The organism is Flavobacterium alvei, from assembly GCF_002920895.1.
GTDB lineage: Bacteria > Bacteroidota > Bacteroidia > Flavobacteriales > Flavobacteriaceae > Flavobacterium > Flavobacterium alvei.
This window is the reverse complement of sequence record NZ_PQVG01000010.1, coordinates 15,159-41,000: the sequence shown is the minus strand read 5'-3', so window position 1 is coordinate 41,000 and position 25,842 is coordinate 15,159. Positions and strand designations below refer to the sequence as shown.

Below are 25,842 nucleotides of genomic sequence, written 5' to 3'. Positions count from 1 at the left end.
TTCTAAGGAATAACGCAGACTTTTTTTCTGGTTTTCAACATCTTTTGATACTCTCCATTCGTTAGTCGTTTCAAAAATTTATCGTCTTTTTGATGGCAATGAATACAAGCTCCAACTTCCAGCATTTTCTTTTGCTCCTTCAAATCCAAAGGAAAAAAATAATTGTGTGAGGAATACGTAGTTTTGGTATTTACATCTTTCAGAAACCCTATCCAAGCATCCTGTGGCAAGCCGTCTTGTGGAGTATTAGCATAATAAGGCGTAAAATTCCAATTCGCTTTTTTGTCTTTTACAACATAATTTAGTGTTCCTTTTCCAAAACCCAATGCTTGGGAATTGATATGACAGGATGCACAATTTCGAACCGTTTTTGTAGTCGTGTGAGCTGCATTTGGCGCATACCATCGCACAAATTTGCTATCACTACCCTTTTTAGTGCCTTTAAAACCCGATTTATCCAAAGTCATAATCATACCCGGAATAGCGGGCACAAACTCTTTGGAATTTCCAATTTTTTTCACGCCAATTGTGGGTGGCGCAAAACCAAATTCCGCCACGTGTTCTATCCAGCGACCTTGCGTTTTATCGGCATTAATAATTCGAGGATCATAATCGGTGTGACAGCCAATACAAGTCGGCGCCCAAGCGGTATGACACATACTGCAAGACACTTTTTGATGCACCTCATCTCGTTTGCAAGACTGTTTTATTGGAAGTTCTTTTTTGCTAATTTTAGAAACTAAAAAAGCATTTCCTTTAGCATCTTTGTGTGTGTTTACTAGTGGAATGGAACCTTTTTGGGTAACCAAAAAACTATTTGCCGAATGTTTATAACCTCTTAAAGCATAATCGAATGCCGAGATATAATCCATTTGCAAAGGCTTCGTTTGATTTGGTTTTCCTTGAGTATGACAATCGGCACAACTAATTTTTATGGCATCGGCTTCGTGTTTATAGGTTTTGCCATCACCCATTATTTCTTGCGAAATATGACAATCGATACAAAGCATTCCAGATTTGTGATGGACATCGGCAGTAGCTTTTTCGAATACTCTTCCGTCCATTAGAAGGCGATGATTTTTGCTGTTTTTCACTTCGTGTGGCTTGAGCAACGTTTCGCTCCAACCTTCATAATTGGTAGAAATTCGTCCCGAACGGCTGTGGCAACCAAAACATTTGGTGTTATCGACATTAAGATTAATTTTGGGATGAATTTGGTCTTTGATATTGGGTTTTGATCCTGCATCATAATTCAAATGACAAGCTAAGCAACCTCCGCCACGGGATTTTTCGTCAATGGCTCCGTAATGCTTTTTTTCGTTACCCAAATGACAAGTAGCACATTTGTTTTTGAGGTGCATATCGGCAGCAGTTTGTCCTAAATGCGTGATATGAAATAGAGAATCACTGGGTTCTAATTCGTCAAAAAGGTATTTATCGACACTGATAATCCCTGAATTGGTCGTCATCAACGATTTTTGAATTCGGTGAAGTTCTTTGGAATGACAGTTTGCCGTAGCACAAGTTTGAGCAGCATTTTGAAGATTTCCCGGAATCAGAACCATTCCTTTATGCGCAATATTTTTGTCTTTAGAATGAATATTTCCCAAATGACAGGAAGCACAACCAATAACTTTTGGATCGTGATACCTACTAAAACCTGTCATTTCACTATGGCAGGACAAACAAGATTCTTTGTTATCGAGAACACGATACTCATCGTTTGATTGCTTGCAACCAATTAGCTGTAAAGCAATTAAAAACAATATAACTACAAAGAATGTTTTATTTGGAATCAAAATAAAGTTGGATTTATATCAAAAATAGTCAATAAATTACAACCATTTACCATTTGAAAGTTCACAATTAACAACCTTCATCTTTTGCAGCTTCAGCTTTAACGGGCTTTACTGTAACTTTAGGTTTTGCAACAGTTGGTTGAGCAACAGCAGTTTTTACTTTATTACTGGATTTATTGGCATCCGAAATGAATTTTGCAAAATCTACCACGGCTGTTTCATCATTAAAATTAGATTTATTTGCTGCTATTTCAGTCCAATTTCCCGCTTTCAAATCATCGTAACCAACGGCTAAATAGCTAATGTTTTCGATACCCATTTGTTTCAAAATCATAAAAGGCACATTCGCTTCGGAGGCAGAACTGCCATACAATATCGCTTTTTTATTCGATTCTTTTAGGCTCATAAAAAAGTCCATGTTTGAATCGTCCATTAGATTGACTTTGTAAATATTTTTGGCTTCGGGTAAATGTCCTTTGGCAAAATCAAATTGGCTTCGCACATCCACCAAAATAATGGATTTATCTTTGTTTAAAATAGCATTAGCCACCGATTGTGGAGTCGCTTGAAAACTGGCTACTTTTATTTCGGAAAGCTCTTTATCGAGTGGGGTTTTAAAAGTGTATTTCTCTGTTTTCAAGAAAATAAAACTAAGAACTAACACGATAAGTGCCGCAATAACTCCAAAGGTAACCCAATTGGTTTTGGTGAATTCTGAAGTATTATTTATAGGGTTTGTGTCCATTTTGATTTTGTTAATTTTGTTTCAATTTATTAAAAATATTTTCCCGCTAACACCCTTCATCTCCGCCTTCTGCTTTTTTGGGAACAACCACTTTTGGAGCAGCTTTTACCGCTGGTTTAACAACAGGTTTTAATCCTGTAGCAATAGTACTGCTTTGTACATTCTCCCTGCCTTTAGGAATAAATTCGTCCGGATTTGGCAATCCTAAATGTGCACCAACCGCTTTGCGATAACTATAATTTTCAAAGGCTTCCTCAGAATCTGTTTCTAAAGGTTTTGGTGGATTTAAATACAATTGATAAAATTGATTCACGCCTCCATTGAGCACTTTTAGATTTTTAATTCCTGCTCTTCGCAATATCATCCACACTTGGTCGGGAACAATCGTGCCATTGGAAAACAAGACCACATTATAGGCTTCTGAATCAAAAACGGCTTGATTTTCTTTGGTTAATATTTCTTCGTAAGGAATATTGATGGCTCCCGGAAGGGTGAATTTTTCATACTGAACCGCGTCTCGTAAATCTACCAAAAGATAAGAAGGGTCTTGTCCAATAATGACTTTGGCCAATTCATCGGGTTGAATAAACCGATTACTATTCACCGATTCCAACAATAAATTATTGGGCGTCACTCCAGTATATTTGGCTGATTTCAAGATTTTTTGATTTCTTTTGGCATCAATAGAATTGCTTTTGTCGGGCAAAAAAGCCAACACAAGAGACAATACAATTGGGACTATGGCTAAAAAAATATATCGTTTTTTCATTTTAAATTTTAATTGTGCTATTAATATTCAACACTTTTGATGCGTTTTTGAATTAGCATTACTGCATAAAAGGCAACTATGGCAATTATTGACACACCAACGGTAAACCAATACGGATTTATATTGAAATATTCCGGAACGGTCACATCGCCCAAATTACTTGAATTATAAAAATTTTCGAATAAAGGAAACATTTCAGAAAATACAAATACGCCGAGAATTATTCCTCCAAAAAACATATATCCGTCTAATTTTCCAATTCCGATGGCGGTAATGCAAGTTCCCGGGCAAAATCCGCCCGTCACAAAACCCAATCCCATAATGAGACCGCCAACAATAATTGGCCAAACTCGTGCTGGCAAACCGTCTAAAGCTGCCATATCGATCCATCCGAAGTAATCCATAAAAAGCAATCCGATGGATGCGGTAACTGCTGCCGTGAAAAATACTCGCAACACGGCAAAATCGTATCCGTAAAAAACGCCTACCAATTTTCGGGAAGAAGAGAATCCGGATGATTCCAAAACGAATCCAAATGCCATTCCCGTAATAATGGCAATAATATTATTCCATTGATCTGATAGTATTTCTGGTATTAAAGGTCCCATAAGTTTAAAAAGTTAGAAGTTAGAAGTTGATTAAAGCCATAATTTTCTAAAGAAATAGGCAAATAGAAAAGCGCCTCCAAAAATGGAAAGCATCGCGATATAACCTCCCAAAGACAAAACGGTCATTCCGCTCAAGGCTGCTCCGCTGGTGCAACCTTTGGCAAATTGTGCTCCAAAACCAAATAATGCACCGCCCAATAAAGCAAACCACAAACGCTTTCTGGCAGTAATTTTGGGTGAATGTTGCACTCTAAAAAAGACTCTTCCCGATAAAGAACCCGAAATAAAAGCTCCTGCAACAACCCCAATTACTTCAAAAACCAACCAATTGCTAATGGGAACTTTCCCTCCTAAAAATTGATCGGAATAATAGGCATTATTTTCAGTGTGTGTTGGTGCCACGGTGTGAACGGTTTGCGTCACAATAGCTTTGGCCGCTCCTGAAGCTCCCAATCCCCTTCCCGTAAAAAAGAAAGTCATTATTAATATGATACCCAATAGAAATCCTCCAAGATAAGGATTCCAATAAATGTGTTGTTTATCTGATTTTATATCCATCATTTTAAACTTTAAAAATTAATAAAGAATACGTGTTATTTGCCCCGCTTCGACCATCAAAACCCTGAAAATTAATCCGCTAACAATAATTAAAATAGCAGGGACAACCACAGGAACTTTAAAACCCATTAATTCGAAAACTTCCAAAACCAAAGGCAATAGCAAGCCCAAAGCCACGAAGAAACCAAAGAATAGCGTTGTCAAATCGCCCCCAACTAATATTTTTACGGCTTCGACCTGCATTTCATTTCCGGCGTAATAACCCATAATCAAGTGGATGATTAAACCCAATTCGATAACGATTAATAGCACATCAATTTTGCTGAACAAATGTCTTTCGTGTGCTGATTTGGCAAACAAAATTATAGTGGCTGCCGCTGTCGAAAGCCCGGAAACCAAGAATAATGGTCCTAAAATAGCGTTGTTCCAAAGCGGGCGAGCATTGAATGCCGAAAGTAAAATACCTGTGTAAATTCCCAAAATGATGGTCAATGGTATCAAAGCCAAAGCCATCTGTTTTTTGTATTTCACACAGAAATCTTCTACTTTGAATAGAAAAGGAAGTTTGGTGTAATTCAGTTTTGGAAACAGCTTTCTCAAATCGGAAAAAATCCAAAGAATAGAAAGTGGCGTTACAATCAATAAAACCCAAGCTCCCCAAGACATTGGTGATTCCAAACGAATTGTAGTGTAAAGTTTCCAGGAATAAAAAGGATTTCCTAAATCGATTATCAAGGCAAACAATCCAATTGCCAAAGCAAAAGGGACAATAAGCGGTGCCCATTTGGAAGCGCCTTTTAATTCTTCGTCTTTATTCAAAAGGTGGGTAAAAGCCGAAAACAATAGGATTCCTGCCGATAATCCTCCCAGAAATAAGTATAAAGAAATGGGGAATTCCCAGATGGCTAAATGTGGATCTATATGAGGAATATTTCTACCGCTGATGAAAATTTCTTCTTTCATTTTGTATTAATTAGGTATTACTATCGATTTTTTTGTATTTTATTAAATTTCAATTTTATGTTTTTTTAAACGCATAGAAACATAGTTATAATTGATTTTAATTAGTCGTTTCACTTAATTTTAGGATACATAGGCTATGTGGAAACCAAGAATTGGTCTATCCAACTCTTTTTTCTATGGTTCTATGTGTTTCCATTTTTTTTCTAAAAATTTAATAATTGCACCAAATGGATTTAAATTAAATAATAAACATTGGGTGATGTTCCGGCTTCTTTGGCCAAGACTTTGTGTTTTCTTTCGGCTAATAATTGGGCAACTTTACTATTAGAATCATCCAAATCACCAAAATACATACAGTTTGTAGGACAAACTGAAACGCAGGCTGGGTCTTGACCTTTTTTGACTCTGTGAACACAGAAGGTACATTTATCAACGATTCCCAAATCGGGATGTCGGTATCTAGCATCATAAGGACAGGATTCGATACAAGCCCCACAACCAATACACAAATCTCTGTCCACCAAAACAATTCCGCCCTCGATAATGTGGCTTGCTTCTGTGGGGCAAGTTCTCACGCAAGGCGCGTTGTCGCAATGATTGCAGCGTTCTGACCTTAATTCTATATCCACTTCGGGATAGGTTCCTGTAACCGATTCGGTAACCCAATCCCTGCAATATCCTGTTGGAACATCATTTTCTGTTTGACAAGCCACTACACAGTCGCTACATCCTACGCATTTTAGCGTATCTATGACCATTACATATCTCATCTTAGACCGTTTCTTTAGGGTTTTCCGTTAAAATTGTTACAAAATTTCCTCTCATTCCGGTACCGCCCATCAATGGATCGACCATCAATTTGGTAATCATTTCAGTATCATTGACACCTTTTCCGTAGGAACGTTTCATTTCTGGATTTTTTTGTCCAAATCCGTGCACCATATAAACCGAATCCCAACGAATTCGCTCCGTAAGCCGCACTTTGATTGGAAATGAAGAAACTACATCATCTTGATTTTTTAACCAAACGGGCTGTCCTGATTTTAAGTTCCAAATTTTCCCCACTTTTGGATTGACCCACAATGCATTTTCACTTCTCAAATCATTCAAATTTGGACTGTTTACCGTTTTGCTAAAGGTGTGCATTGGTGCTCGACCATAATTCAGACGGAAATAATCTTTGGGTGGTTGTTCGTGAGCAGTATAAACTGGCATTGGATCAAGACCAACATCTTTTAGTTTTTGGGAATACAATTCGATTTTACCAGAATCGGTTTTAAAAATATGTTCTGCTCCGTCTTCAATGTATAAAGGACCGCTAGTTCTTGGAAGATTTTTGACTCCAATGTGTTTCATTTCTTCCAAAGAAGTTCCCATTTGTTTGAATTGCCAATCCAATATATCAGTATAATCATTGAATTTATAATAATCGCCTAAACCTAATTTTAAACCTATTTGTTTGCCAATCCACCATCCGGGTTTCGATTCCCAACGAGGAGCTGCAGCTGGCATTCTCAAAGCGATTGATGGTGTTCTAAAGTCCGAATTTCGAAGGTCGTCATATCGTTCCAAATAAGAACACTCGGGCAAAACCACATCGGCATAACCTGTAATTTCTACAGGATAAATATCAATAACTACCAAAAACTCTAAGGCTTCAATAGCTTTCATCATCAAGTTTTTCTCGGTCGGAACAGATTGCGTCAAATTCGTTCCTGCCACCATCCAAGCTTTTACTTGATGTGTTGTATCTTCACCAGGAATCGAAGCTCGAATCACTTCATTGGTCACTCCTTGATTGGCGAACAGCAAATTGACATTCAAATCTTTGGCTTTCCAAGCAGGTTCTGGATATTCAGGATGCGGGTATTTTGGAACTTTAGCTTTTTCATTAAAATAAAATCCTCCTCTGCGTCCCCAAGTGCCTAAGAGCGCATTTAAAATACCAATGGCACGGGTACGTTGCGTATCATCGCCATACCAAGTAGAATGTCGTCCGGGATGAATGAGTGTTGCTGGAGCTGCTTTTGCCATTTCACGAGCGGAATCCCGAATCATTTTGGGAGTCAAATCGGTAATGCTGTACGCCCATTCTGGAGTAAATTGTCGAACGTGTTCTTTCAGTTCGTCAAAACCGGTGGTGTATTTGGCAACATAAGCTGCATCGTATAAATCTTCAAAAATAATGACATTCATCCAAGCCAATAGTAAAGCCATATCAGTCGCAGGGCGAATAGGTAACCAATATTTCGATTTGCTGGCTACGGTAGATAAACGAGGATCAACGGTGATGATGGTAACGCCTTTGTCGATGGCTTCTGAAACTTCTTGCACTTGTGAGTTGTGCATATTTTCGCCAATATGGGAACCTATAAATACCAAACATTTGGAATCCCGCATATCGGTAGCTTCTGGTGAGCCACAACTTTCACCAAAAGTCAATTTCAATCCTTCGTCACGAGGGCCACGACATTGGGCAAATGCGGGTTCTGCAACGGTGTCTGAACCGTAAGCACTAAAAAGATGTTCCAAATGACTGCCAATCGCTCCGTGTTTTAGAAGTGCAAAACTTTCGGCTCCATATTTGGATTTAATATCCTTCATTTTGCTTGCCACCAAGGAAATGGCTTCTTCCCAAGAGGCTTCGCGAAATACTGATTTTTCTCCTTTTTTGGATACTCTAATCAGTGGCGTTTTGAGTCGGTCGTCATCGAAATGCATTCCCAAACCACCAGTTCCTCGGGTACACAATCGCCCTTTGCTGTGCGTATCGATATCATTGCCAATAATTTTTTTGATTGTTCCCTTGTCATCTACATAAGTCCAGCCTGCACATTTCCAAAAGCAAACATCACAATAGGTAGGAAATCGTTTTAAATCGGGGCGGTCATAATTGAAATCTTCTTTATTCCCGCCAAAAACATCAACTGAATAAAGCGAACCTGCAACGGCAGCTGCACCTGCACCCCACATTGAAATTTTTATAAAATCCCTTCTTGATGAATTCATATTTTTTTTTGATTTTTTTATGAATTTGTACAAATTCAAATGTATTATACCTTAAAACTATTCAAATTGTAAAAATTATTATTCCATTTCTCTGTAAATTTAATTATATCGAGATTTCATTTTTATGACATTTATCATATTCAATATCCATCCTATTTTTCCTATTTTTGGTGGATAAAATAGTATTCTAAGCTAATAAAAAACGTAACAAAAGTTACATAACCCTCTTTTTTTTGAGCTTAATACCCAAAATATTCCAAAAAAAAAGTGTTTTAGGTAATTTTAAAAAAAAGAGAGATTTTGGTCTTGTTTATTTATCGAAAAAATGACTAAAAACTTTTAAAAAAAAAATAAAAAAAAATAAAAATTTAGACATTTAAAACAAAAAAAGACCCTTTTGAGATCTTTTTTTGATAATAATTATAAGATTTATTTTAATAAATAAATACGATTTATTTGCTTTTTGGAGAGGTATGTATCGAAAATAATTTATTTTTATCCAAATTACCTTCGGACAGTAATAAAAAAAGCATTGTTTCTTTAAAAAACAATGCTTCAAATACTCCCTTTTACTGGTTATGTTTTAATGGGTAGTAGTTTTGTTTCTAAAAGCCAATGCTTGCATCATCATTGACAATACAATTGTTAGTATTGCTCCGATGAAGTTGAGCCACAAATAACCCAATTTTTCTTCACCACTCGGATAAATAAAGATAGCAAAGTAGTATATAATAAAAATAGCGGTTTGGCTAATTACAGCACTATAAAATATCGCTTTAGACTGAACGAATTTGATGTAAAACCCAACAAGGAAAATACCTAAAACAGTTCCGTAGAAAATAGATCCTACAATATTGACCAGTTGAATTAAATTTTCGAACAATGTTCCAATACTAGCAAAAAGAATGGCAACAATTCCCCAGAACAAAGTGAAAAACTTGGTCACATTTACAAAATGTCTTTCCGTTTTTGCTTCTTTAACATTTCGTTTATAGATATCAATTGCCGTAGTCGAAGCCAATGCATTTAAACCCGAAGCCGTAGAAGACATGGCCGCTGAAATAATTACTGCCAGTAACAAACCTATTAATCCTTTGGGCAAATAATGCAAAATAAAATGAAAGAATACATAATCTTTATCATTGGTTTCACTTCGTTTATCGGCTTTTAGAATTAATTCTTTAGCGTGATCTCTCAAATCTTTTTCTCTACTTGATAATATTATCAATTCTTTTCGAAGAATCGGGTTGTCATAATCTTGATTGAGTTGATCGATATACAACAAATTAATTACTTTCTTATCTTCTGAAAGTGCTTCCAATTTTTTTTCTAATGCATTATACTCTGATTTGTATATTGATTTTTCTACAATTATTTTATTGTTGGGATTAAAATTTAGCGGAACCGGATTGAATTGAAAAAACACAAAAACCATCACTCCCGTTAGCAAAATAAAAAATTGCATAGGCACTTTTAACAAGCCATTCATAATCAAACCCATTTGACTTTCTCGAACTGATTTTCCTGACAAATAGCGTCCTACTTGTGATTGGTCGGTTCCAAAATAAGCCAAAGCCAAGAAAAAACCTCCTGTAAGTCCGCTCCAAATAGTATATTTTTCTTCTGGGTCAAATGAAAAATTAACAATATCCATTTTGTCGTTTGCCCCAGCAATATGCAAAGCGCTTGTAAATGTCATATCGTTGGGTAAAAAATACAAAATCAGAAAAAAAGTGATAAACATACCCAACATAATAACAAACATCTGCTGTTTTTGAGTGACATTTACCGCTTTTGTTCCCCCTGAAAAGGTATATATAATTACTAAAACTCCTATTACAATATTCATTATTGTCAAATTCCAACCTAACAATGCCGATAAAATAATAGCTGGTGCATAAATGGTCAATCCGGTTCCTAATCCTCTTTGAACCAAAAAAAGAACTGCTGCAAGCGAACGTGTTCTCAAATCGAAGCGTTTCTCGAGGTATTCGTATGCCGTAAAAACCTTGTATTTGTGATATAAAGGAATAAAAGTCACGCAAATAACCACCATTGCAATAGGCAAACCGAAATAAAATTGCAAAAACCCCATTCCGTCATGATAAGCCTGACCAGGTGTTGAAAGAAAAGTTATTGCGCTGGCTTGTGTAGCCATAACCGAAAGCCCTACCGTATGCCAAGGAGTCTCATTACTTCCGAGAATATAATCTTCTACATTTTTACTTCCTTTTGTTTTCCAAACGCCATAAATCACTATAAAAAGTAAGGTTACAATAAGAACAATCCAGTCAAATAGTTGCATAGGCTAGGAATATAGTTTCATCAAAAAATAAAAAAATAAAATATAAATAGCATTAGCCACAAGAACCCAAGTGTAGCTCTTTTTCCAAGTAAATACTTTTGTATTTTCCATAATTGCGTGTTTAAAGTTTCACTTTTTCAACTGGAATTACTACTGGATTTTGCAAAGAAATCATATTGGCCAATATTTTATAAGCCCCTGAAACTCCTTCGGGTAATTCTCTAAAAAGACTTAAACCTGTGTAAATATAATATCCTTTTCCGTAAGGTGCAATTAATAGAGCACCATTTTTGGGCGTTTCACCTTTATCATTTGAAGATAAAATTGAGGTGAAAGCTTTATCAAATTGATTGGGATAATACAATCCTTGTTCTTGTTTCCAACCTTGAAAATCTTTGGAAGTAATTTTATTTGGCGAATTCAATACGGTATGATTGGGTTCTAAAAATCGAACTTCAGCATTTTCATCAGTTACCCTATCTTGAGAAAGATTCATTGAATAAGGCGCAATATTATAAATAATATCGGGCGTGTTGTATTGTGAAATCATTGTTTTGCCTGATTTCACAAATTCAAAAAGAATATTTTGTCGATTAGCCAATACTTTAATGGTGTTAAAAGCTCGAATTCCAGTTACAACTACATCAAAATTAGCTAATTTTTCTGGAGATAGTTCTTCAGGATGGATTAAAGTCACTTTATACCCCATTTGCCTCAAACAATTAGGAACTTCATCTCCAGCCCCCATAATATAAGCTATTTTTTGATCTTTTGTCTTTAAATCAAAACGCAAAAACTTAGATTCCGAAGGTTTCAAAACCTGTTGTTTGGTAATGTGATCAAAATCGATGATAATTTGTTCTTTGTCAAAACGTTTACCATCAATTATAGCAACACTTTTGGCTATAGCATCTTCGGGAGCGTTAGGTGGTGTTACTTCAAAATAGAATGTTTGTTCCCCACCTTTTTTTTCTAAATAAAATGGAATTGATTTTGGCAAAACCATCCAGTTTATTGGTAATTCGAGCTGTAAATCGCCTTTTACAGCATCTTTTCCAGCCTTAACTTTTACAGCAATATATTTTCTTTTAGTGTTTTTAAAAAGTGATACTTTGTCTAAAATAGTAGTAGAAACTTCTGGAACAATGTCTAAATAATTATACATTTCGCCTTTTACTCCATCATTGTATTTGTAAACCACAGTTCGCTCAAAAGGGATTTCGACTCCACAAATTCGAGTGTTAAAAATTACTTTTACCTCTCGAATAACATCTGGAATTCCAATATTCTTTTGGTTTGAAACAGTGTACATTCCATCGGTTCCAGCTTCTTTTAACCAATAGGGTTGCGTATATTCTATATCAGAAGGCAATTGCAAATCAATCGAAATGTTTTTTAAACTATTGCATTCTAACACTATATTTTCAGTGGTTACTTTTTGCTCTGGCAAGCTAGTAATCGATTCTAATTGCATCTCTGCAAAACTTCTATTGATGGCTTCCAGTTTCAATTTTACTATACTTCCTGGAGTCGCTTCCTGATTTTGCGAAACAGCTTCAAGATACAAACCTGCACAAGCTGCAATTGTATTCTTAATCTCTTCCGTTTTTTGAGTTTTCCAATGATTTTCATCTAATGCTTGAATCATCGAATAGGCTTTTACTAAATCTGGAATACTCGCCGAAGGGTTTTTAAAATCAAATTCGGCTTCAATTTTAGTTATCAATTCGCCAATAGGCTTCCCTCCTTTTACACGATTCCAAGAGGTATCAATTCCTTCAAAAATAGACGATTTATCTTTTAAAACATCACCATTTATTTGTTCTAAATACTCTGTTTCTTCGCCTCGAACTCCCGTACTTCCAAAACCTTGTGATTGATGACAACTGCGACTCAAAGCAGCAATTTCCTGATTTGATTTTCCAATAGATGGATAATAAACACCAGTTTCAATAGTAAGATAATTTGATTTATCGGCTGCAGCAAATTTCTCTTTGCTACCAAAAAACCACCACGATGGATTAAAAAATTGACGTTTGGTTTGCCAAGGTTGTACCAAGCTCAATTGCTCGGGAAAAACAGCTGGATTATTGGCTTTTTCAAAACTTTCAAAACTCAAAATTGCCGATGCCGAATGATGACCATGAGTATTTCCAGACGTTCTATGGTCAAAACGATTGATAATTACATCGGGTTGAAATTTTCGAATGGCAAAAATAATATCAGAAAGTACTTTTTCTTTATCCCAAATTTCAATAGTTTCCTCTGGATTTTTGGAAAAACCAAAATCATTCGCACGAGTAAAAATTTGTTCACCACCATCCATTTTTCTAGCTTCAATTAATTCTTGTGTTCGAATTACGCCCAATAAATCTCTAAGCTGAGAACCAATCAGGTTTTGTCCACCATCGCCTCTTGTCAAAGATAAATAGGCGGTTCTTGCTTTAACTTCATTAGACAAATAAGTAATTAATCGGGTGTTTTCGTCATCAGGATGTGCGGCAACATACAGAACCGAACCCAGAAAATTAAGTTTCTGAATTTGATTATAAATTTGTGCCGAATTGAGTTTTTGAGGGTTTTGCGCATTTATTATTTGGAAAGAAAGAAGAAAAATAATAATGGATGCAATCAAAGCTTTCTGCATATTTCTAAAATTAAATTTGCAATGAAATCAAATATAGTAATTATTCGTTTGATAAATAACAAAAAAGAGAGGGAATCAAATTTGACTCTCTCTCTTTTAAACCTAAATTAGGAATTAATGTTTACCATTTCTGTGTCCATTATTTCCATTTCCTTTATTTCCGTTGCCTTTATTGTCATTGCCATAATGATTGCCATTATCGCTATGATAATGAGGATTATTTCCAATGGTTTTTTGAGGTTTTCCTTTGTATCCTTTATGGTATTTTACTTTGTGATTGTTATAATGAACATAAGGTTTTGAACCGTGATAATCATTCAAAACAACTTTATAACCACCATACAAATCATAATTTCTATATGGTCCAGGTAAATATCTTGATCGACACCATTTTCCATTACTTAAATAGATAAACTGTGTGGCTCGAATATCATAATAGGCTTGAACATCTGGCAAAAAATAATATTCTACATTAGAATATCCAACTGGTCCCCAAGATGGAGGATTACCTATATTGATATTTACCGAAACTTGCGATTGTACCGCACCGGATACAATAAGAAACATTCCCGCAATAATTAATTTTAACGTTTTCATCTTTTTGTTTTTTTTTATAATTATTCTTAATTAAAAAATTATACCAAACATTAGACAATAACTATGCCGAAATATATTTCTTATTCATTTGTTCAATCAAAAAACTCTTTTTCAGCTACTGGAGTTTTTAATATCGAAATGCCTTTTTGTAGCAACAAATTATTGGGATACACAATTATTCTTCCATCCTTATCTCTCAAATAAACATAAAAAGCCCTGATGTCTTCAATTTCGGCTTCGATGGGAAAATCTTTATCGTGAATATGGATTACATCCCCAATTTTGAAAGGAAAATAAAAAAACAAAATGATACCCGAAGTGATATTGCTCAAAATCGACCATTGGGCAATCATCGCCACACCCACAACGGTTGTAAAAGAAGAAATGGCAATAATAATATCCTTGGTATTGACTCCCCAAATGATTATCAAACCAAAAGCTGCCATAATATTGACAAACAAATGAATGTATTTGATAACCAATCTCGTTCGTTGTTCGATTGTTTGACTTCGTTTGGCAAAACTTCGTATTAATTTTGAAAAAATAATCCGAGACAATACTACCAACACCAGTAAAATTCCCGTGCTAATTGCTTCTCTGGTAAAATTATTTAAAAATATCATAGGTTACTTTTTAGGCTAATTTACACAAATATTCGTAAACTTTATCGGTTGGCATCCCCATCACATTGGCATAGGAGCCTTCAATTTTGGAAACACCCACAAAACCAATCCATTCCTGGATACCGTAAGCTCCCGCTTTGTCAAATGGTTTGTAGTTTTCAATATAATACTGAATCGCTTCATCACTCAATTCATTGAAAGTAACTTGGGTAACTTCATAAAATACTTCAATTGTTGTATTGGTTTTAAAACAAACCGAGGTGATTACTTCGTGAGTAGCATTCGATAAAGATTTAAGAATTTCAAAGGCGTCAAGTGCATCTTTTGGTTTTCCCAAAGCTTTATTTTTGTGCCAAACAATGGTGTCGCTTGTTATCAAGATTTCGTTGGATTGCAATTCACCTTCGAAAGCGCTAGCTTTTAATTCAGCCAAATAATTGGTAATTTCTTCTGCTTTTAGTTCTGGAGGAAAAATCTCCTCGATCTCTTTCAATCTAATTTCAAAATCTAGGTCTAAATCCTTGAAAAATTGTTGGCGTCTTGGCGAACCCGAAGCTAATATCAGTTTGTATTTTTGTAATTTATTTTTAAGCATTGCATTTTATATTTAAGCTGATAACCGCAATAGAAAGTATTCCGAAAAACAGAATCCATTTTAAAACCGTACTCAAATGATGGTAATCTTGTATTTCTTTTGCCGATACAATTTTTATCGAAAAGTATAAAAGTGGCGCCAATATGAAAACCAATCCGTATAAAGTGGCATAAATCAATCCCGAAGCAAACAAGTTGGTATTAATGTAATAAGCGATACAAATTATTGGAATAAAACTCAGTACAAAAACCAACTTCGTTGTTCGATTTACTCCAAAAACAATTGGCAAAGTGCTCATTTCTTCAATAGAATCACCATTCACGTCTTGTAAATCTTTAACAATCTCACGGATGAAATTAATGATAAAAGCAAAAAGAGCGTAGTCGAGAAGAATGCCAAAAAGCAATCCCATAACAGGTCTGTTTTCCTCAAAAGTTACAGGATACAAATCGAAAATTCCAATTATAATGACACTTAACGAAAGCAGTAAAGCCACAACAAAATTTCCTATTAGCAAAGTTTGTTTCAAGTTCGTGGCATAAAAATAAAGCATTGCAGCAATAATTATAAAAATAGAGGCAAAACTAGGTTTTTCAATTACATTCGATAAATAAAAACCAATAGCCACGCCAATTACGGTAAAACCAAAGTATAAATTATACGCCTTAGTTTCGGAAATCAGTTTACCTACAATAAGAGTTTCAGGCTTGTTTTCGGCATCGGTTTCTACATCCATAATATTGTTGATAATGTAGCCACCAGCAGCAATAAAAACCGTTGCCAAAACCAACAAAATATACTGCCAATGCGCCAAAGCCAAAGGAATATTTTGCAATTCCAGAAAACCATATCTAAAAATAAACTGCATCAAGGCAAGCATTAATAGGTTTTGGTATCTTATTAGATTTAGGTATTTCATTTCAGATTGCAGAATTTAGATTTTAGATTTTTTTCGAACAACTATTTTTTCAATAAATATCGAATCACCGTTTCGGCAGCATACAAACCGAATAAGCCCGGCATATAGCTGTTGGTTCCATAAAAGGATTTCTTGAAATTAGAGCCATCGGTCATTTTCAAACTCGCTTCATCCTGAATTTCAGACGAAAAAACGACTTTTACTTTATTGATTTTTTCTTTCTTCAAACGCTTTCTTATGATTCGTGCCAACTTGCAATTAATCGTTTTAGAAATGTCGGCAACCTTCACTTTAGACGCTTCCATCTTTCCTCCTGCTCCCATCGAGGAAATAATTTTGACTCTTTTGCGTTTCGCTCCAATAATGAGGTTGAGTTTGGGAGTAATGCTGTCGATGCAATCCAAAACATAATCAAATTCGTCTGAAACTAGTTCAAAAGCTCTTTCTGGCGAAAGGAATTCTTCGACTCTTGTCAATTTCAATTCTGGATTAATATCCATTAATCTGTCTCCAACGATGCTTACTTTTGGTGCTCCAACGGTAGAATGCAAAGCAGGCAATTGTCTATTAATGTTTGTAATATCTACGACATCACCGTCAACGATAGTCATATTTCCAACTCCAGCCCTTGCCAAAAATTCAGCAGCAAAAGATCCAACTCCACCTAATCCCACCACTAAAATAGTGGAGTTTCTTAATTTTTCTAATCCTTCTGCTTTAAATAAAAGCTCTGCTCTCTCGGTCCACTCTTTCATTATCTTTATCGTTTGTTGTTTTTGGTTTATTGTTTGTTGAATTCAAAAACTGCTTTATAATTCCCATTTACAATTTCCTGTAATTCGTTTAATTTCAAATTTTTATATTTCGCTGCCAAAGCATAAACCTCTTGAATTCCTTCCTCGATCATATCGGTTTCTAGCAAGAATCTGTCATTTGGAATGCTTTTAAAAACCGATTCTAATTCCGGGTAACGCAATAAATTTTTCCCAAACGAAACATAAAATCCATTGTCGATTAATTGTTTGGCGAGTTCCACTTTTTTCGAAAATCCGTGAACAATCATTGGAACGCTAATTTTCAATCTTTTTTTGATTTCGATGAGTTCCTGAAAAGCGGCAACGCAATGAATTACAACAGGTTTTTGGTGTTTTTCGGCCAATGCTAATTGTTTTTCAAAAACCAATTGTTGCACTTCAAAAGGGGTTTCGCTGCGTTTGTCTAAACCACATTCGCCTAGAGCCAAACATTCGGGCAAAGCCAATTTTTCGTCCACCACTTTAAAATCAGATTCCAAACGGTTTTCGTTAATAAATAAAGGATGAATCCCAATGGAATAGAACGGAATTGCTACATCAAATTCCTGTGGATATTGATTGACCAATTCCAAAACATCAAGCTGATAGGTACATTGATGCGTATGTAAATTAAAGTATTTCATTAATCGTGAAATTTTTTAACTCCCGCTTTTATTTCAATATTTAAATTATTTTCTAATGGCACTTTTGGGCAAGAATATTTATGATTGTAAGCGCAATACGGATTATAAGACATGTTGAAATCAATAGCGATTGTGTCTCCTTGAGGTATTTTCAAATCAATATATTTTCCGCCAATGTAGCTTTCTTTTCCGCAAGTCAAATCAAAAAAGGGCAAGAATAAATAATCTTTATATGCTGAATTTTGGGATAATTCAATGTTTTGGTAAATATTCAATTGGAATGGTTTTCCATCTATTGTAAAATGAGCTTCTCCATATTTTACATACAAAGGCCTTCTACTAGTAGAGGTTTTCATCTCGAAAGGTTTTTCGTTTTCGGTACGGATGAATTTTGCCGTTACAAAATATTTTTCGCTGATGGGATAAAAATCCAAAGTCTTGAAAACTTTCAAATCCTCGGCTGTTAATGGACTTGTTTTAGCATCGGCATATTCGGTATTTAAATCTTTTTGAAATTTTTCGACAACAGCAGTATCGAACTTTTCTTGGCCAAAGCCTAAATTGAATAGAGCTATAAAAACTAAAGTGAAAACTGTTTTCATGTTTATTATTTTGGACAAAAATAGTTTAAAAGTTAGAAAGGCACAAAGTTTATATTTTGTAGAGAATGTTTTCTATTCCAGGAATCCTAGCCCAGATTATACCGATTATGTATTCAATATAGTCTAATAATCCCAAAGTTTCGGGAGGACTATTTTCATAGTATTTCGGCATTATAACAGAACACTTTGAACTAAAACATAAATTCGTTTGGTATAAAATCTGTGTAATCTGTGTCGGAATCTTTTAAAAGCAAATGTCTTTAAAAACCTCCTAAAAATCTTCGTAGCTTTGCCAACAAGAAATTTCCCTATGCTCAGAACAGGTCTCCGCAATTATATCAACAATTTTAAAGGTTTCAGACGTGAAGTTTGGATTTTGGCGCTCATTACTTTTATCAATAGAGCGGGTACTATGGTTTTGCCTTTTTTGTCTAAATATTTAAAAGAAAATTTGCATTTTACTTACGGTCAAGTCGGATGGATTATGGTGGCTTTTGGCTTGGGTTCTATGTTGGGCTCTTGGTTGGGTGGCAAATTGACTGATAAAATTGGGTTTTATAAAATAATGATTTTTAGCCTTTTTACCAGTGGTATTGCTTTTTTTATTCTACAATACATCACTAGTTTTTGGGGGTTATGTATCGGAATGTTTACCATTATGGCCATTGCAGATATGTTTCGTCCTGCAATGTTTGTCTCCTTATTTGTTTATGCCAAACCCGAAAATAGAGTTCGTGCCTTATCATTAGTACGATTGTCTGTAAATCTTGGTTTTGCTGCAGGTCCTACTTTAGGCGGATTAATTATCTTAGGAATGGGCTATCAAGGTTTGTTTTGGGTAGATGGCAGTACATGTATTCTTGCCATCTTAATCTTTGCACTAAAAGTCAAAGAGAAAAAAAGAATTCCACCAGCCGAAGGAGAAATTCCAACTATTCCCAATCGTAAATCGATTTATAATGACAAACCTTTTTGGTTGCTCTTATTGACCATTTTTATTATAGTAATGGTGTTTTTTCAAATATTTACTACCCTTCCGCTGTATCATCACGAAAAATTTGGGTTAACCGAAGTTCAAACCGGAATGCTACTTTCCTTGAACGGACTTTTGGTTTTCTTCTTAGAAATGCCCATTGTGAGCCAATTTGAAAGAAAACAAACCAACAAAATCAAAATCATTGCCTTAGGTGCATTATGTGTTGCCTTAGGATATTTTGTTTTATTATTAGATTCTTGGATTTTTATTTTGATAATCAGTATCATTTTGCTCTCACTTGGAGAAATATTTGCTTTTCCTTTTTCGAATGCTGTGGCTCTAAACCGAGCTCCAAAAGGACAAGAAGGACAATATATGGGCTTATTTACAATGAGTTTTAGTCTAGCACATATTGTCTGTTCCAAAACAGGATTGGATATAATTGACAACTATGGCTATCAAACCAATTGGATTGTAATGGGAAGTTTAGCTATACTTGCTTTACTCTGTTGCGTTTGGCTGCATCGAATGTTACAGACCGAACGACTAGCAAACAAAATATAAACACTTGTTTTTCAGATAATTTATTAGACTTTATTGTATTTAAACTTAAAATTTAGTTAAATAACTATAAAAATAGTTTATTAACTAAAAATATAGTTGTACGTTTGTCCTTCGTTACGCTCAGGATGACACAAATTATACAACTATGCAAAAACTTACCAACAAAGAAGAAGAAATTATGCAAATTTTATGGAAGCTCGAAAAAGCTTTTGTAAAAGAAGTTCTTGCCGAAATTACCGAAGAACAACCCCATTACAACACCCTTTCAACCATTATCCGGAACCTGGAAGAAAAAGGTTTTGTTTCTCACAATGCTTTTGGCAACACACATCAATACTTCCCAATTGTGAAAATGGAAGATTACCGAAAGCGTTTTATGAACACGGCAATCGATACATATTTTAATAGTTCCTACAAAAATATGGTGTCGTTTTTTGCCAAGGAAGAAAAAATATCAGCCGAAGAATTACGAGAGATTTTAGCCATGATCGAAAAAAAGTAATACTATGGAAACTCTATTCATTTTCTTGGTTAAAGCCTCTGGTCTTATTGGAATATTTTATTTGGCTTACATTCTTTTGTTGCGAAAAGAAACTTTTTTCAACAGCAATCGTTGGTTTTTATTGGCGGGATTAATCACCTCGATCTTATTGCCATTGCTTGTTTTCACGAAAATAGTTTGGGTAGAATCAAATCCAACTACTTTCGATTGGTCGAATATTCCGATGACGACCCCAACTGTCGAAAATGAAGGTTTCGAAATCAATTGGTATTTAGTTTTGGCTTTAGTTTATTCGATTGGAATTCTAGGTTTCTTAGCAAAATTTGCGCTTGATTTTTACAGTTTATCCAAAGTTCTCAAAGGAAAAACCATTCAGCAACAAGCAGATTTCAAATTCATTGATGTAAATGAAAACATTGCTCCTTTTTCCTATTTCAATTCCATCGTGTACAACTCATCACTGTACAGCGCAACGGAATTGGGAAACATTTTGGAACACGAAAAAGTGCACAGCACCCAAAATCACACCGCTGATGTATTGATTTCAAGACTGTTTTGCATTGTTTTTTGGTTCAATCCACTAATGTGGTTGTACAAAAAAGCCATTGTTCAAAACCTGGAATTCATCGCCGACAGTGAAGCTTCTAAAAACATCTCCGACAAAAAAGCGTACCAATTGACGCTTTTAAAAATAACAACACAGGAAAATTGTGTTGCCATTACCAATCATTTTTATCAATCATTAATCAAAAAACGAATCGTTATGTTAAACAAAAATCAATCAAACAAAAGGAATTCTTGGAAGTATGCCGTTGTACTTCCGTTATTAGGCGCATTTTTATTCTTCTTTCAGGTGAAAGTAGTAGCACAGGAAAAGGAATCTACAAAACAAGAAATTACAAGTACAGAAATACCTTTTTTTATGGTAATCAACGAGACTACCTCAGATAAAGAAATAAAAGAATATTCAAATATTTTAAAATCAAATTATGATGTAAAACTAATATTTTCGAAAATAAAGAGAAATTCTAATGGCGAAATAATCGCAATCAAGGCTGAATTTACAACTAAAGACGGACGTTCTGGAGCTACCGAAATAGAAGGAACTAAACCAATCAAAAGTTTTTATTTTTATATCAAAGGAGATGATATGGGATTTGAAGAATTGAAAGATTTAAAAAACAATGGTAATGTAACCGTTTCAAAATCTCCAATAGCATCTGTTATGTCAGTAACTTCAAATGATGTAAAATCAATTAAAATTACGGACAAAGACATTTACATTGATGGAGCCAAAGTGAGTCAGGAGGAATTTGACAAATTAGATCCCAATACCATTGAAACTATGGCTGTCAATAAAGAATCTGGTAAATCAACCATAAAAATTAGAACCAAAAAAGGTTCCAATATTCCTGATGATACTGAAATCTTCGTTAATGGGAAAAAGATTTCAAAAGAAGAAATGGACAAATTAGATACTTCCTCAATTGAAAGTATTAATGTTACAAAAAATGGAATTACTCCCGGAAACATCACAATTATTAGCCGAAAAACAGAAATTAACGATATCGACCAAGCAAAGAAAGCCGCAGAGCAAGCAAAAATAGCTTCAGAACAAGCCAAGAAAGACACACAACAAGCAAAAATTGATGCTGAGCAGGCAAAATGGGATGCTGAAAAAGCCAAGAAAGATGAAGAGGCAAAAAAAAGAAAATAGCATCCAGTAAATCACAAAAAGACGGTCACTAATCAAGACCGTCTTTTTTATATCTTTGAGAAAAAATCAACTTATGTTCAAAATTCTAGCCAAAATAAACAAGCTAATTCTGCCCAGTTTTACAAAAAACGGACTAGATATTGCCAAAGCCAAAAAATGGCAATTGGCAATCTTGGCTTATCGCTATTACGTAACTACAAGAGCATTAGATTGTTGATTTTAGATTGCAGACTTTATATTTCAGATTTGAAAAAAAATCAACATAATTTCGCATTTAGGTTTGCACCATTGCAAAAATTACCTATATTTGCACCCGCAATAAGGCCTCGTGGCGCAACTGAATAGCGCATCTGATTACGGCTCAGAAGGTTACTGGTTTGAATCCAGTCGAGGTCACAAAAAATTCCTTAAACACACTGAATATCAGGAGTTTAAGGTTTTTTTATTTTATAAAACCAAGTCTTTTTTACTACTTCTCTTTCCTATCTTTTTTAATAACCAAATATTTTAATTCGGTTTGACCCGCATTACTTATTCCGTGTTCTACATTTGAAGGGCAATATAAACTTGTATTAGGCCCCACGACAACCGTTTTTCCATCTAAAAAGAAGGAAGCCGAACCTTCAAGGATATAAAAAAATTCTTCCTCGATATGATGGTGTGGTGCATGTGTTGATTTACCCGGCTCAACAATACTCATTTTAAGAGTATTTTCGAGAGTGAAATTTTTATCGGCAAACCAATATTGATAGCCTACTTTAGTCTTTGTGGCTTTCTCTAATTCGAATTGATTAACACAATTTTCGATTGTGTATTTACTACCTGTTAAAGCTGTAGCCGTTTTCAAATCCTGAGCTATCGATTTTTGGGCTGTTAAAATCAGAATCAAGACTTTAATAAGTGTTGTTGGTTTCATTTTTTTTTCTTGTAATATTACAAAAAAAATAAAATCGGAAAAATTAATTCTACGAGAATTAGCAAGCCAAATACATCAATTTACAAATAAATTATCTAGTTCTCATTAAAAATCGTCTCTCTTGAAACAAAAAATATCCCTAAACATTCTAAAAGTGTTTAGGGATATTTTGGTATTTTAAATTGTTTTTTATTTAAACAAGGGTGCGTATTTTTCTTTGCTTTCATACATTATCCAAAGCAAAATAGCGCTAAAAACTGCGGCAATAGGTAAACCGCTAGTGTCCTGAACAATATTCACCAACACAATCCCAACCATAATTGGGAAAATCATCAAAGCTCCCAATGCTCTTGTTTTTGGTATAATGATGAGCAAACCTCCCAAAATTTCGACTATTCCCACAAGCGGCATGATCCAACCAATTTCCATAAAGGCAGCCATTGCTTTTTGCATTTTCTCAGGCAAATTGTCTGGCATTGGCATATAATTCAGAAACTTATTGAGCCCAGCATTAATGAACATCAATCCAAATAAAAGACTTAAAACGAATGTGATTTTGTTTTTCATAGTTAAATTTTTAAGGGTTAATTATTTTTAAAGTTACTAATAAATCGTCTAATTACAGTTTTAACTCGTGTGCTGTCCTTATCACTTTTGTTTTACAGGAATCGCAAAAGAGCCAAATTAGAGTTTTTATACGGACTAAACAATAAAATGGCACGCAGATTATACGGATAAAAACGAATCTTATCAATTTAAATCTGTGGTAATCTGCTCAAATCTTTATAATCTGTGTCCCTTTTTTTAAGTCAGGACAGAAAACGGATAGCAAAATAATTAAAATTAAAAACAAAAAATCCCTTATCGGGATTTATTTTTAAACATTATCTGTTTAACTCATTACAAACTAATTATCTTATTTTAAATCTAGCTTTACATTATATAAATTTGAACTCATTATACTTTCGATGGAACCAAAATCAATGCTGTTTTTTTGAGCGTCGCTTTGTTTTTTTAATGCAATTTGTTTCAAACAATTTTGAAAACGCCTCACCTCTTCTACATTCGAGAGAATCAAACCTGGAACCAATGCTTTGTTCCCATTTTCATCTTTTGCAACCATTGTAAAATAGGAAGAATTGCAATGATTTTTCTCTCCAGTCTGAATATTTTCGGCTTCGACTCGAATACCTACAATCATAGAGCTTTTTCCAACATAATTCACTTTAGCTTTCATAGTAACCAACTCTCCTACTTCTATTGGTTTCAAAAAATTAACAGTATCAACCGAAGCTGTAACACAATAATTTCCCGAAAATTTTGAAGCACAAGCAAAGGCAATTTGATCCAGCAAGGACAAAATGAAACCTCCGTGAATTTTGCCACTAAAATTAGTGTGAGAAGGCAGCATCAACTGAGAAATGCTGATATTTGAAGAACTTACGGTTTTGAACTTAGTATTCATAGTATTTTGATTGTAAAAGTATTAAGGCAAAATTATTTTTAATAAGGTATAAAATTATACTTTTTCTAGAAAGTTAATAAAATTATTTTTAGGCGATTCGCATAACGAACAACAATAATCCTCTGGTAAATCTTTGAACAAAACCCCTTTTTGAATTCCTTGAGCCACATCGCCATATTCTGAATTGTAGAGTGTTAGACATTCTGAACATTGATGAATATCCCTTTCTTGCAACTCTTTTTTGACAATTGGTTGGTTAATTTCTAGAACGGTATTTCCTAATTCTTCAAAATATTTCTTGCTCAATTCAATTAAAATTGTCGGTAATTCTTGCTTATCAACATCCTGAGCCAGAACAATATACTCCTTGGTATTAGGATCAAAGTTTTTGGCATACAAAACATTATAGGTTGCTCTAATTTTCATTGTTTCCAATGCTTTAGGCATTTGGTTTTTTTCGACAACAATCGAAGTGAAATAATGTCCTTCGCGGTTGTATTCTGATATTCCAAAGGTCAATCCATAGGTACTTACATCGAATTGGTCTAGGGTTCGAACCAAAAATGTTTTCAGATTTAAAGCCCATTCAGTGGCAACTGGTAAATGCCAATTAAGTTCTAATAAAGAATGACGAACATTAATTCCTTTTTTACCCAAGAATTTTTCCCAATCCAATTTTCTCTCTTTTGGAATACCTTTCACGATAAATGATTTCCAAGGTGTGATACATATTTTTCCGATTTTACAATCAAAACATAAATCGCACATTTCTTTCAAAAAGTCTAAATCATATAAATTATTTCGCCAATACAATCCCAACCAATACTGATCAATCCCCAATTTATTCATTCCTTCATAATACGGAAAAGGATAAAACGGAAGTTGCAAAGGTTTGTCAATCGTTCTGTTATTAGTATCCAAACTATCATTCACCAATTGAAAAATCATATCCACTGTATCAGGTTCTTCTATTTGAATTTTTTCGATAGCATAATAGACTTCGGCAATATTCCAACTGTAAATAAGTACGGGATACACTTCCATTTTGTCCCAATTAGGCAAGCGAATATACAAATACCAATAATCCTCGTGATGCGAAGCAACAAAATTGATATGCCCCGTAAACAATGGCACGAGCTGCTGTTTTGGGTCGGTTATATTCACTTTTAACTGAGGCTGTTCCTTGAATTGTTCTAAAATATAAAGAAATTTATTTCCAGTAAGCCAAGGCGTATTGGTAAAAATATCGGTCGAAACATAGGAAGAAACAATATTATTTCCACTGTTTTCATCAGGATAAACAAAAAAATATTTATCGGTTTTGTCTTTTCCGATGGGCAAAAAATCTTCTGGAAAAATAATATCTTGTCTTGAACCAAAAGAAATCGCTTTCAATCCTTGTTCCAAACTCATATTGACAATTTCTCGTAATTCACCTGGTGAAATCACGCCTCCTTTTACTATTAATCGTGTGTTTTTCATAATTATTAGTTTATGGTTTATGGTTTATGGTTTATAGTTGTCC

At 34.5% G+C, this 25,842-nt stretch carries 25 protein-coding genes and 1 tRNA gene; 5 read left to right on the top strand and 21 right to left on the bottom strand.

Features of this window, described 5'->3' with window-relative positions; translation table 11 throughout:
• Positions 1-2: 2 nt before the first annotated feature.
• The 17 genes from C3L50_RS14930 to C3L50_RS14850 all read right to left on the bottom strand — a co-directional run bounded on the left by C3L50_RS14930 (position 3) and on the right by C3L50_RS14850 (position 18,177).
• On the bottom strand, positions 3-1,799 hold the full coding sequence (locus C3L50_RS14930; protein WP_133158897.1) for a hypothetical protein: 1,797 nt from the start codon (positions 1,797-1,799) through the stop codon (positions 3-5).
• Positions 1,800-1,866: 67 nt separating this feature from the next.
• A complete protein-coding gene (locus C3L50_RS14925) occupies positions 1,867-2,544 on the bottom strand; it encodes a rhodanese-like domain-containing protein (RefSeq protein WP_103806989.1) in 678 nt (225 codons plus the stop codon).
• A 46-nt stretch (positions 2,545-2,590) separates the two neighbouring features.
• Positions 2,591-3,313, bottom strand: coding sequence for a rhodanese-like domain-containing protein (locus tag C3L50_RS14920; protein WP_103806988.1), 723 nt, complete (start codon positions 3,311-3,313; stop codon positions 2,591-2,593).
• Positions 3,314-3,333: 20 nt separating this feature from the next.
• Entirely contained in the window at positions 3,334-3,921 is a 588-nt protein-coding gene (locus tag C3L50_RS14915) for a YeeE/YedE thiosulfate transporter family protein (protein WP_103806987.1), read from the bottom strand.
• A 30-nt stretch (positions 3,922-3,951) separates the two neighbouring features.
• Positions 3,952-4,482 (bottom strand): YeeE/YedE thiosulfate transporter family protein, encoded by a 531-nt coding sequence (locus tag C3L50_RS14910; protein WP_103806986.1) that lies wholly within the window; start codon positions 4,480-4,482, stop codon positions 3,952-3,954.
• 15 nt (positions 4,483-4,497) lie between these two features.
• A complete protein-coding gene (nrfD, locus tag C3L50_RS14905; protein ID WP_103806985.1) occupies positions 4,498-5,442 on the bottom strand; it encodes an NrfD/PsrC family molybdoenzyme membrane anchor subunit in 945 nt (314 codons plus the stop codon).
• Between the two features lie 233 nt (positions 5,443-5,675).
• Entirely contained in the window at positions 5,676-6,212 is a 537-nt protein-coding gene (locus C3L50_RS14900) for a 4Fe-4S dicluster domain-containing protein (RefSeq protein ID WP_103806984.1), read from the bottom strand.
• A gap of 1 nt (position 6,213) precedes the next feature.
• Positions 6,214-8,451 carry a molybdopterin-containing oxidoreductase family protein gene (locus tag C3L50_RS14895; RefSeq protein ID WP_103807042.1) on the bottom strand — a complete coding sequence of 746 codons (2,238 nt, stop codon included), beginning with the start codon at positions 8,449-8,451 and terminating at the stop codon, positions 6,214-6,216.
• A 583-nt stretch (positions 8,452-9,034) separates the two neighbouring features.
• On the bottom strand, positions 9,035-10,756 hold the full coding sequence (locus C3L50_RS14890) for a sodium:solute symporter (RefSeq protein WP_103806983.1): 1,722 nt from the start codon (positions 10,754-10,756) through the stop codon (positions 9,035-9,037).
• 121 nt (positions 10,757-10,877) lie between these two features.
• The gene (locus C3L50_RS14885; RefSeq protein WP_103806982.1) at positions 10,878-13,403 is read right to left on the bottom strand and encodes a PIG-L family deacetylase; all 2,526 of its coding nucleotides are present in this window, start codon (positions 13,401-13,403) and stop codon (positions 10,878-10,880) included.
• Between the two features lie 114 nt (positions 13,404-13,517).
• Positions 13,518-14,000 (bottom strand): hypothetical protein, encoded by a 483-nt coding sequence (locus C3L50_RS14880; RefSeq protein WP_103806981.1) that lies wholly within the window; start codon positions 13,998-14,000, stop codon positions 13,518-13,520.
• A gap of 92 nt (positions 14,001-14,092) precedes the next feature.
• Entirely contained in the window at positions 14,093-14,623 is a 531-nt protein-coding gene (locus C3L50_RS14875; protein WP_103806980.1) for a mechanosensitive ion channel domain-containing protein, read from the bottom strand.
• Positions 14,624-14,633: 10 nt separating this feature from the next.
• On the bottom strand, positions 14,634-15,218 hold the full coding sequence (locus C3L50_RS14870) for a Maf-like protein (protein WP_103806979.1): 585 nt from the start codon (positions 15,216-15,218) through the stop codon (positions 14,634-14,636).
• Entirely contained in the window at positions 15,211-16,137 is a 927-nt protein-coding gene (locus C3L50_RS14865; RefSeq protein ID WP_103806978.1) for a geranylgeranylglycerol-phosphate geranylgeranyltransferase, read from the bottom strand. The genes C3L50_RS14870 and C3L50_RS14865 overlap by 8 nt, the downstream gene beginning before the upstream one ends.
• Positions 16,138-16,178: 41 nt before the next feature.
• Positions 16,179-16,892, bottom strand: coding sequence for a tRNA threonylcarbamoyladenosine dehydratase (locus tag C3L50_RS14860; RefSeq protein WP_103806977.1), 714 nt, complete (start codon positions 16,890-16,892; stop codon positions 16,179-16,181).
• Positions 16,893-16,918: 26 nt separating this feature from the next.
• Complete coding sequence (locus C3L50_RS14855) at positions 16,919-17,575, bottom strand: TatD family hydrolase (RefSeq protein WP_103806976.1); 657 nt, start codon at positions 17,573-17,575, stop codon at positions 16,919-16,921.
• Positions 17,575-18,177 (bottom strand): DUF1684 domain-containing protein, encoded by a 603-nt coding sequence (locus tag C3L50_RS14850; protein WP_103806975.1) that lies wholly within the window; start codon positions 18,175-18,177, stop codon positions 17,575-17,577. Before C3L50_RS14850 ends, C3L50_RS14855 begins: the two co-directional genes overlap by 1 nt.
• A 310-nt stretch (positions 18,178-18,487) precedes the next feature.
• On the opposite strand from C3L50_RS14850, the gene C3L50_RS14845 reads away from it, so the two are divergent.
• The 5 genes from C3L50_RS14845 (at position 18,488) to C3L50_RS14825 (ending at position 22,332) form a co-directional block, all read left to right on the top strand.
• Positions 18,488-19,717 (top strand): MDR family MFS transporter, encoded by a 1,230-nt coding sequence (locus tag C3L50_RS14845; protein ID WP_103806974.1) that lies wholly within the window; start codon positions 18,488-18,490, stop codon positions 19,715-19,717.
• 145 nt (positions 19,718-19,862) lie between these two features.
• Complete coding sequence (locus C3L50_RS14840; protein WP_103806973.1) at positions 19,863-20,219, top strand: BlaI/MecI/CopY family transcriptional regulator; 357 nt, start codon at positions 19,863-19,865, stop codon at positions 20,217-20,219.
• A gap of 4 nt (positions 20,220-20,223) precedes the next feature.
• A complete protein-coding gene (locus tag C3L50_RS14835; RefSeq protein WP_103806972.1) occupies positions 20,224-21,936 on the top strand; it encodes a M56 family metallopeptidase in 1,713 nt (570 codons plus the stop codon).
• A gap of 73 nt (positions 21,937-22,009) precedes the next feature.
• On the top strand, positions 22,010-22,153 hold the full coding sequence (locus C3L50_RS14830; protein ID WP_103806971.1) for an SsrA-binding protein: 144 nt from the start codon (positions 22,010-22,012) through the stop codon (positions 22,151-22,153).
• Positions 22,154-22,258: 105 nt separating this feature from the next.
• Positions 22,259-22,332, top strand: a tRNA-Arg gene (locus C3L50_RS14825).
• A gap of 73 nt (positions 22,333-22,405) precedes the next feature.
• On the opposite strand, the gene C3L50_RS14820 is transcribed toward C3L50_RS14825, so the two are convergent.
• From C3L50_RS14820 to C3L50_RS14805, 4 genes are all read right to left on the bottom strand, one after another.
• Complete coding sequence (locus C3L50_RS14820) at positions 22,406-22,852, bottom strand: cupin domain-containing protein (RefSeq protein WP_103806970.1); 447 nt, start codon at positions 22,850-22,852, stop codon at positions 22,406-22,408.
• Positions 22,853-23,041: 189 nt separating this feature from the next.
• A complete protein-coding gene (locus C3L50_RS14815) occupies positions 23,042-23,419 on the bottom strand; it encodes a DoxX family protein (RefSeq protein WP_103806969.1) in 378 nt (125 codons plus the stop codon).
• 349 nt (positions 23,420-23,768) lie between these two features.
• A complete protein-coding gene (locus C3L50_RS14810) occupies positions 23,769-24,317 on the bottom strand; it encodes an acyl-CoA thioesterase (RefSeq protein ID WP_103806968.1) in 549 nt (182 codons plus the stop codon).
• A 54-nt stretch (positions 24,318-24,371) separates the two neighbouring features.
• The gene (locus C3L50_RS14805) at positions 24,372-25,799 is read right to left on the bottom strand and encodes a rubredoxin (RefSeq protein ID WP_103806967.1); all 1,428 of its coding nucleotides are present in this window, start codon (positions 25,797-25,799) and stop codon (positions 24,372-24,374) included.
• Between the last annotated feature and the right edge of the window lie 43 nt (positions 25,800-25,842).

Excerpts from the sequence above, each read along its gene's own strand:
- C3L50_RS14925 (WP_103806989.1), bottom strand. The coding sequence starts at position 2,544 with ATGGACACAAACCCTATAAATAATACTTCAGAATTCACCAAAACCAAT.
- C3L50_RS14920 (WP_103806988.1), bottom strand. The coding sequence starts at position 3,313 with ATGAAAAAACGATATATTTTTTTAGCCATAGTCCCAATTGTATTGTCT.
- C3L50_RS14915 (WP_103806987.1), bottom strand. The coding sequence starts at position 3,921 with ATGGGACCTTTAATACCAGAAATACTATCAGATCAATGGAATAATATT.
- C3L50_RS14910 (WP_103806986.1), bottom strand. The coding sequence starts at position 4,482 with ATGATGGATATAAAATCAGATAAACAACACATTTATTGGAATCCTTAT.
- nrfD (WP_103806985.1), bottom strand. The coding sequence starts at position 5,442 with ATGAAAGAAGAAATTTTCATCAGCGGTAGAAATATTCCTCATATAGAT.
- C3L50_RS14900 (WP_103806984.1), bottom strand. The coding sequence starts at position 6,212 with ATGAGATATGTAATGGTCATAGATACGCTAAAATGCGTAGGATGTAGC.
- C3L50_RS14895 (WP_103807042.1), bottom strand. The coding sequence starts at position 8,451 with ATGAATTCATCAAGAAGGGATTTTATAAAAATTTCAATGTGGGGTGCA.
- C3L50_RS14890 (WP_103806983.1), bottom strand. The coding sequence starts at position 10,756 with ATGCAACTATTTGACTGGATTGTTCTTATTGTAACCTTACTTTTTATA.
- C3L50_RS14885 (WP_103806982.1), bottom strand. The coding sequence starts at position 13,403 with ATGCAGAAAGCTTTGATTGCATCCATTATTATTTTTCTTCTTTCTTTC.
- C3L50_RS14880 (WP_103806981.1), bottom strand. The coding sequence starts at position 14,000 with ATGAAAACGTTAAAATTAATTATTGCGGGAATGTTTCTTATTGTATCC.
- C3L50_RS14875 (WP_103806980.1), bottom strand. The coding sequence starts at position 14,623 with ATGATATTTTTAAATAATTTTACCAGAGAAGCAATTAGCACGGGAATT.
- C3L50_RS14870 (WP_103806979.1), bottom strand. The coding sequence starts at position 15,218 with ATGCTTAAAAATAAATTACAAAAATACAAACTGATATTAGCTTCGGGT.
- C3L50_RS14865 (WP_103806978.1), bottom strand. The coding sequence starts at position 16,137 with ATGAAATACCTAAATCTAATAAGATACCAAAACCTATTAATGCTTGCC.
- C3L50_RS14860 (WP_103806977.1), bottom strand. The coding sequence starts at position 16,892 with ATGAAAGAGTGGACCGAGAGAGCAGAGCTTTTATTTAAAGCAGAAGGA.
- C3L50_RS14855 (WP_103806976.1), bottom strand. The coding sequence starts at position 17,575 with ATGAAATACTTTAATTTACATACGCATCAATGTACCTATCAGCTTGAT.
- C3L50_RS14850 (WP_103806975.1), bottom strand. The coding sequence starts at position 18,177 with ATGAAAACAGTTTTCACTTTAGTTTTTATAGCTCTATTCAATTTAGGC.
- C3L50_RS14845 (WP_103806974.1), top strand. The coding sequence starts at position 18,488 with ATGCTCAGAACAGGTCTCCGCAATTATATCAACAATTTTAAAGGTTTC.
- C3L50_RS14840 (WP_103806973.1), top strand. The coding sequence starts at position 19,863 with ATGCAAAAACTTACCAACAAAGAAGAAGAAATTATGCAAATTTTATGG.
- C3L50_RS14835 (WP_103806972.1), top strand. The coding sequence starts at position 20,224 with ATGGAAACTCTATTCATTTTCTTGGTTAAAGCCTCTGGTCTTATTGGA.
- C3L50_RS14830 (WP_103806971.1), top strand. The coding sequence starts at position 22,010 with ATGTTCAAAATTCTAGCCAAAATAAACAAGCTAATTCTGCCCAGTTTT.
- C3L50_RS14820 (WP_103806970.1), bottom strand. The coding sequence starts at position 22,852 with ATGAAACCAACAACACTTATTAAAGTCTTGATTCTGATTTTAACAGCC.
- C3L50_RS14815 (WP_103806969.1), bottom strand. The coding sequence starts at position 23,419 with ATGAAAAACAAAATCACATTCGTTTTAAGTCTTTTATTTGGATTGATG.
- C3L50_RS14810 (WP_103806968.1), bottom strand. The coding sequence starts at position 24,317 with ATGAATACTAAGTTCAAAACCGTAAGTTCTTCAAATATCAGCATTTCT.
- C3L50_RS14805 (WP_103806967.1), bottom strand. The coding sequence starts at position 25,799 with ATGAAAAACACACGATTAATAGTAAAAGGAGGCGTGATTTCACCAGGT.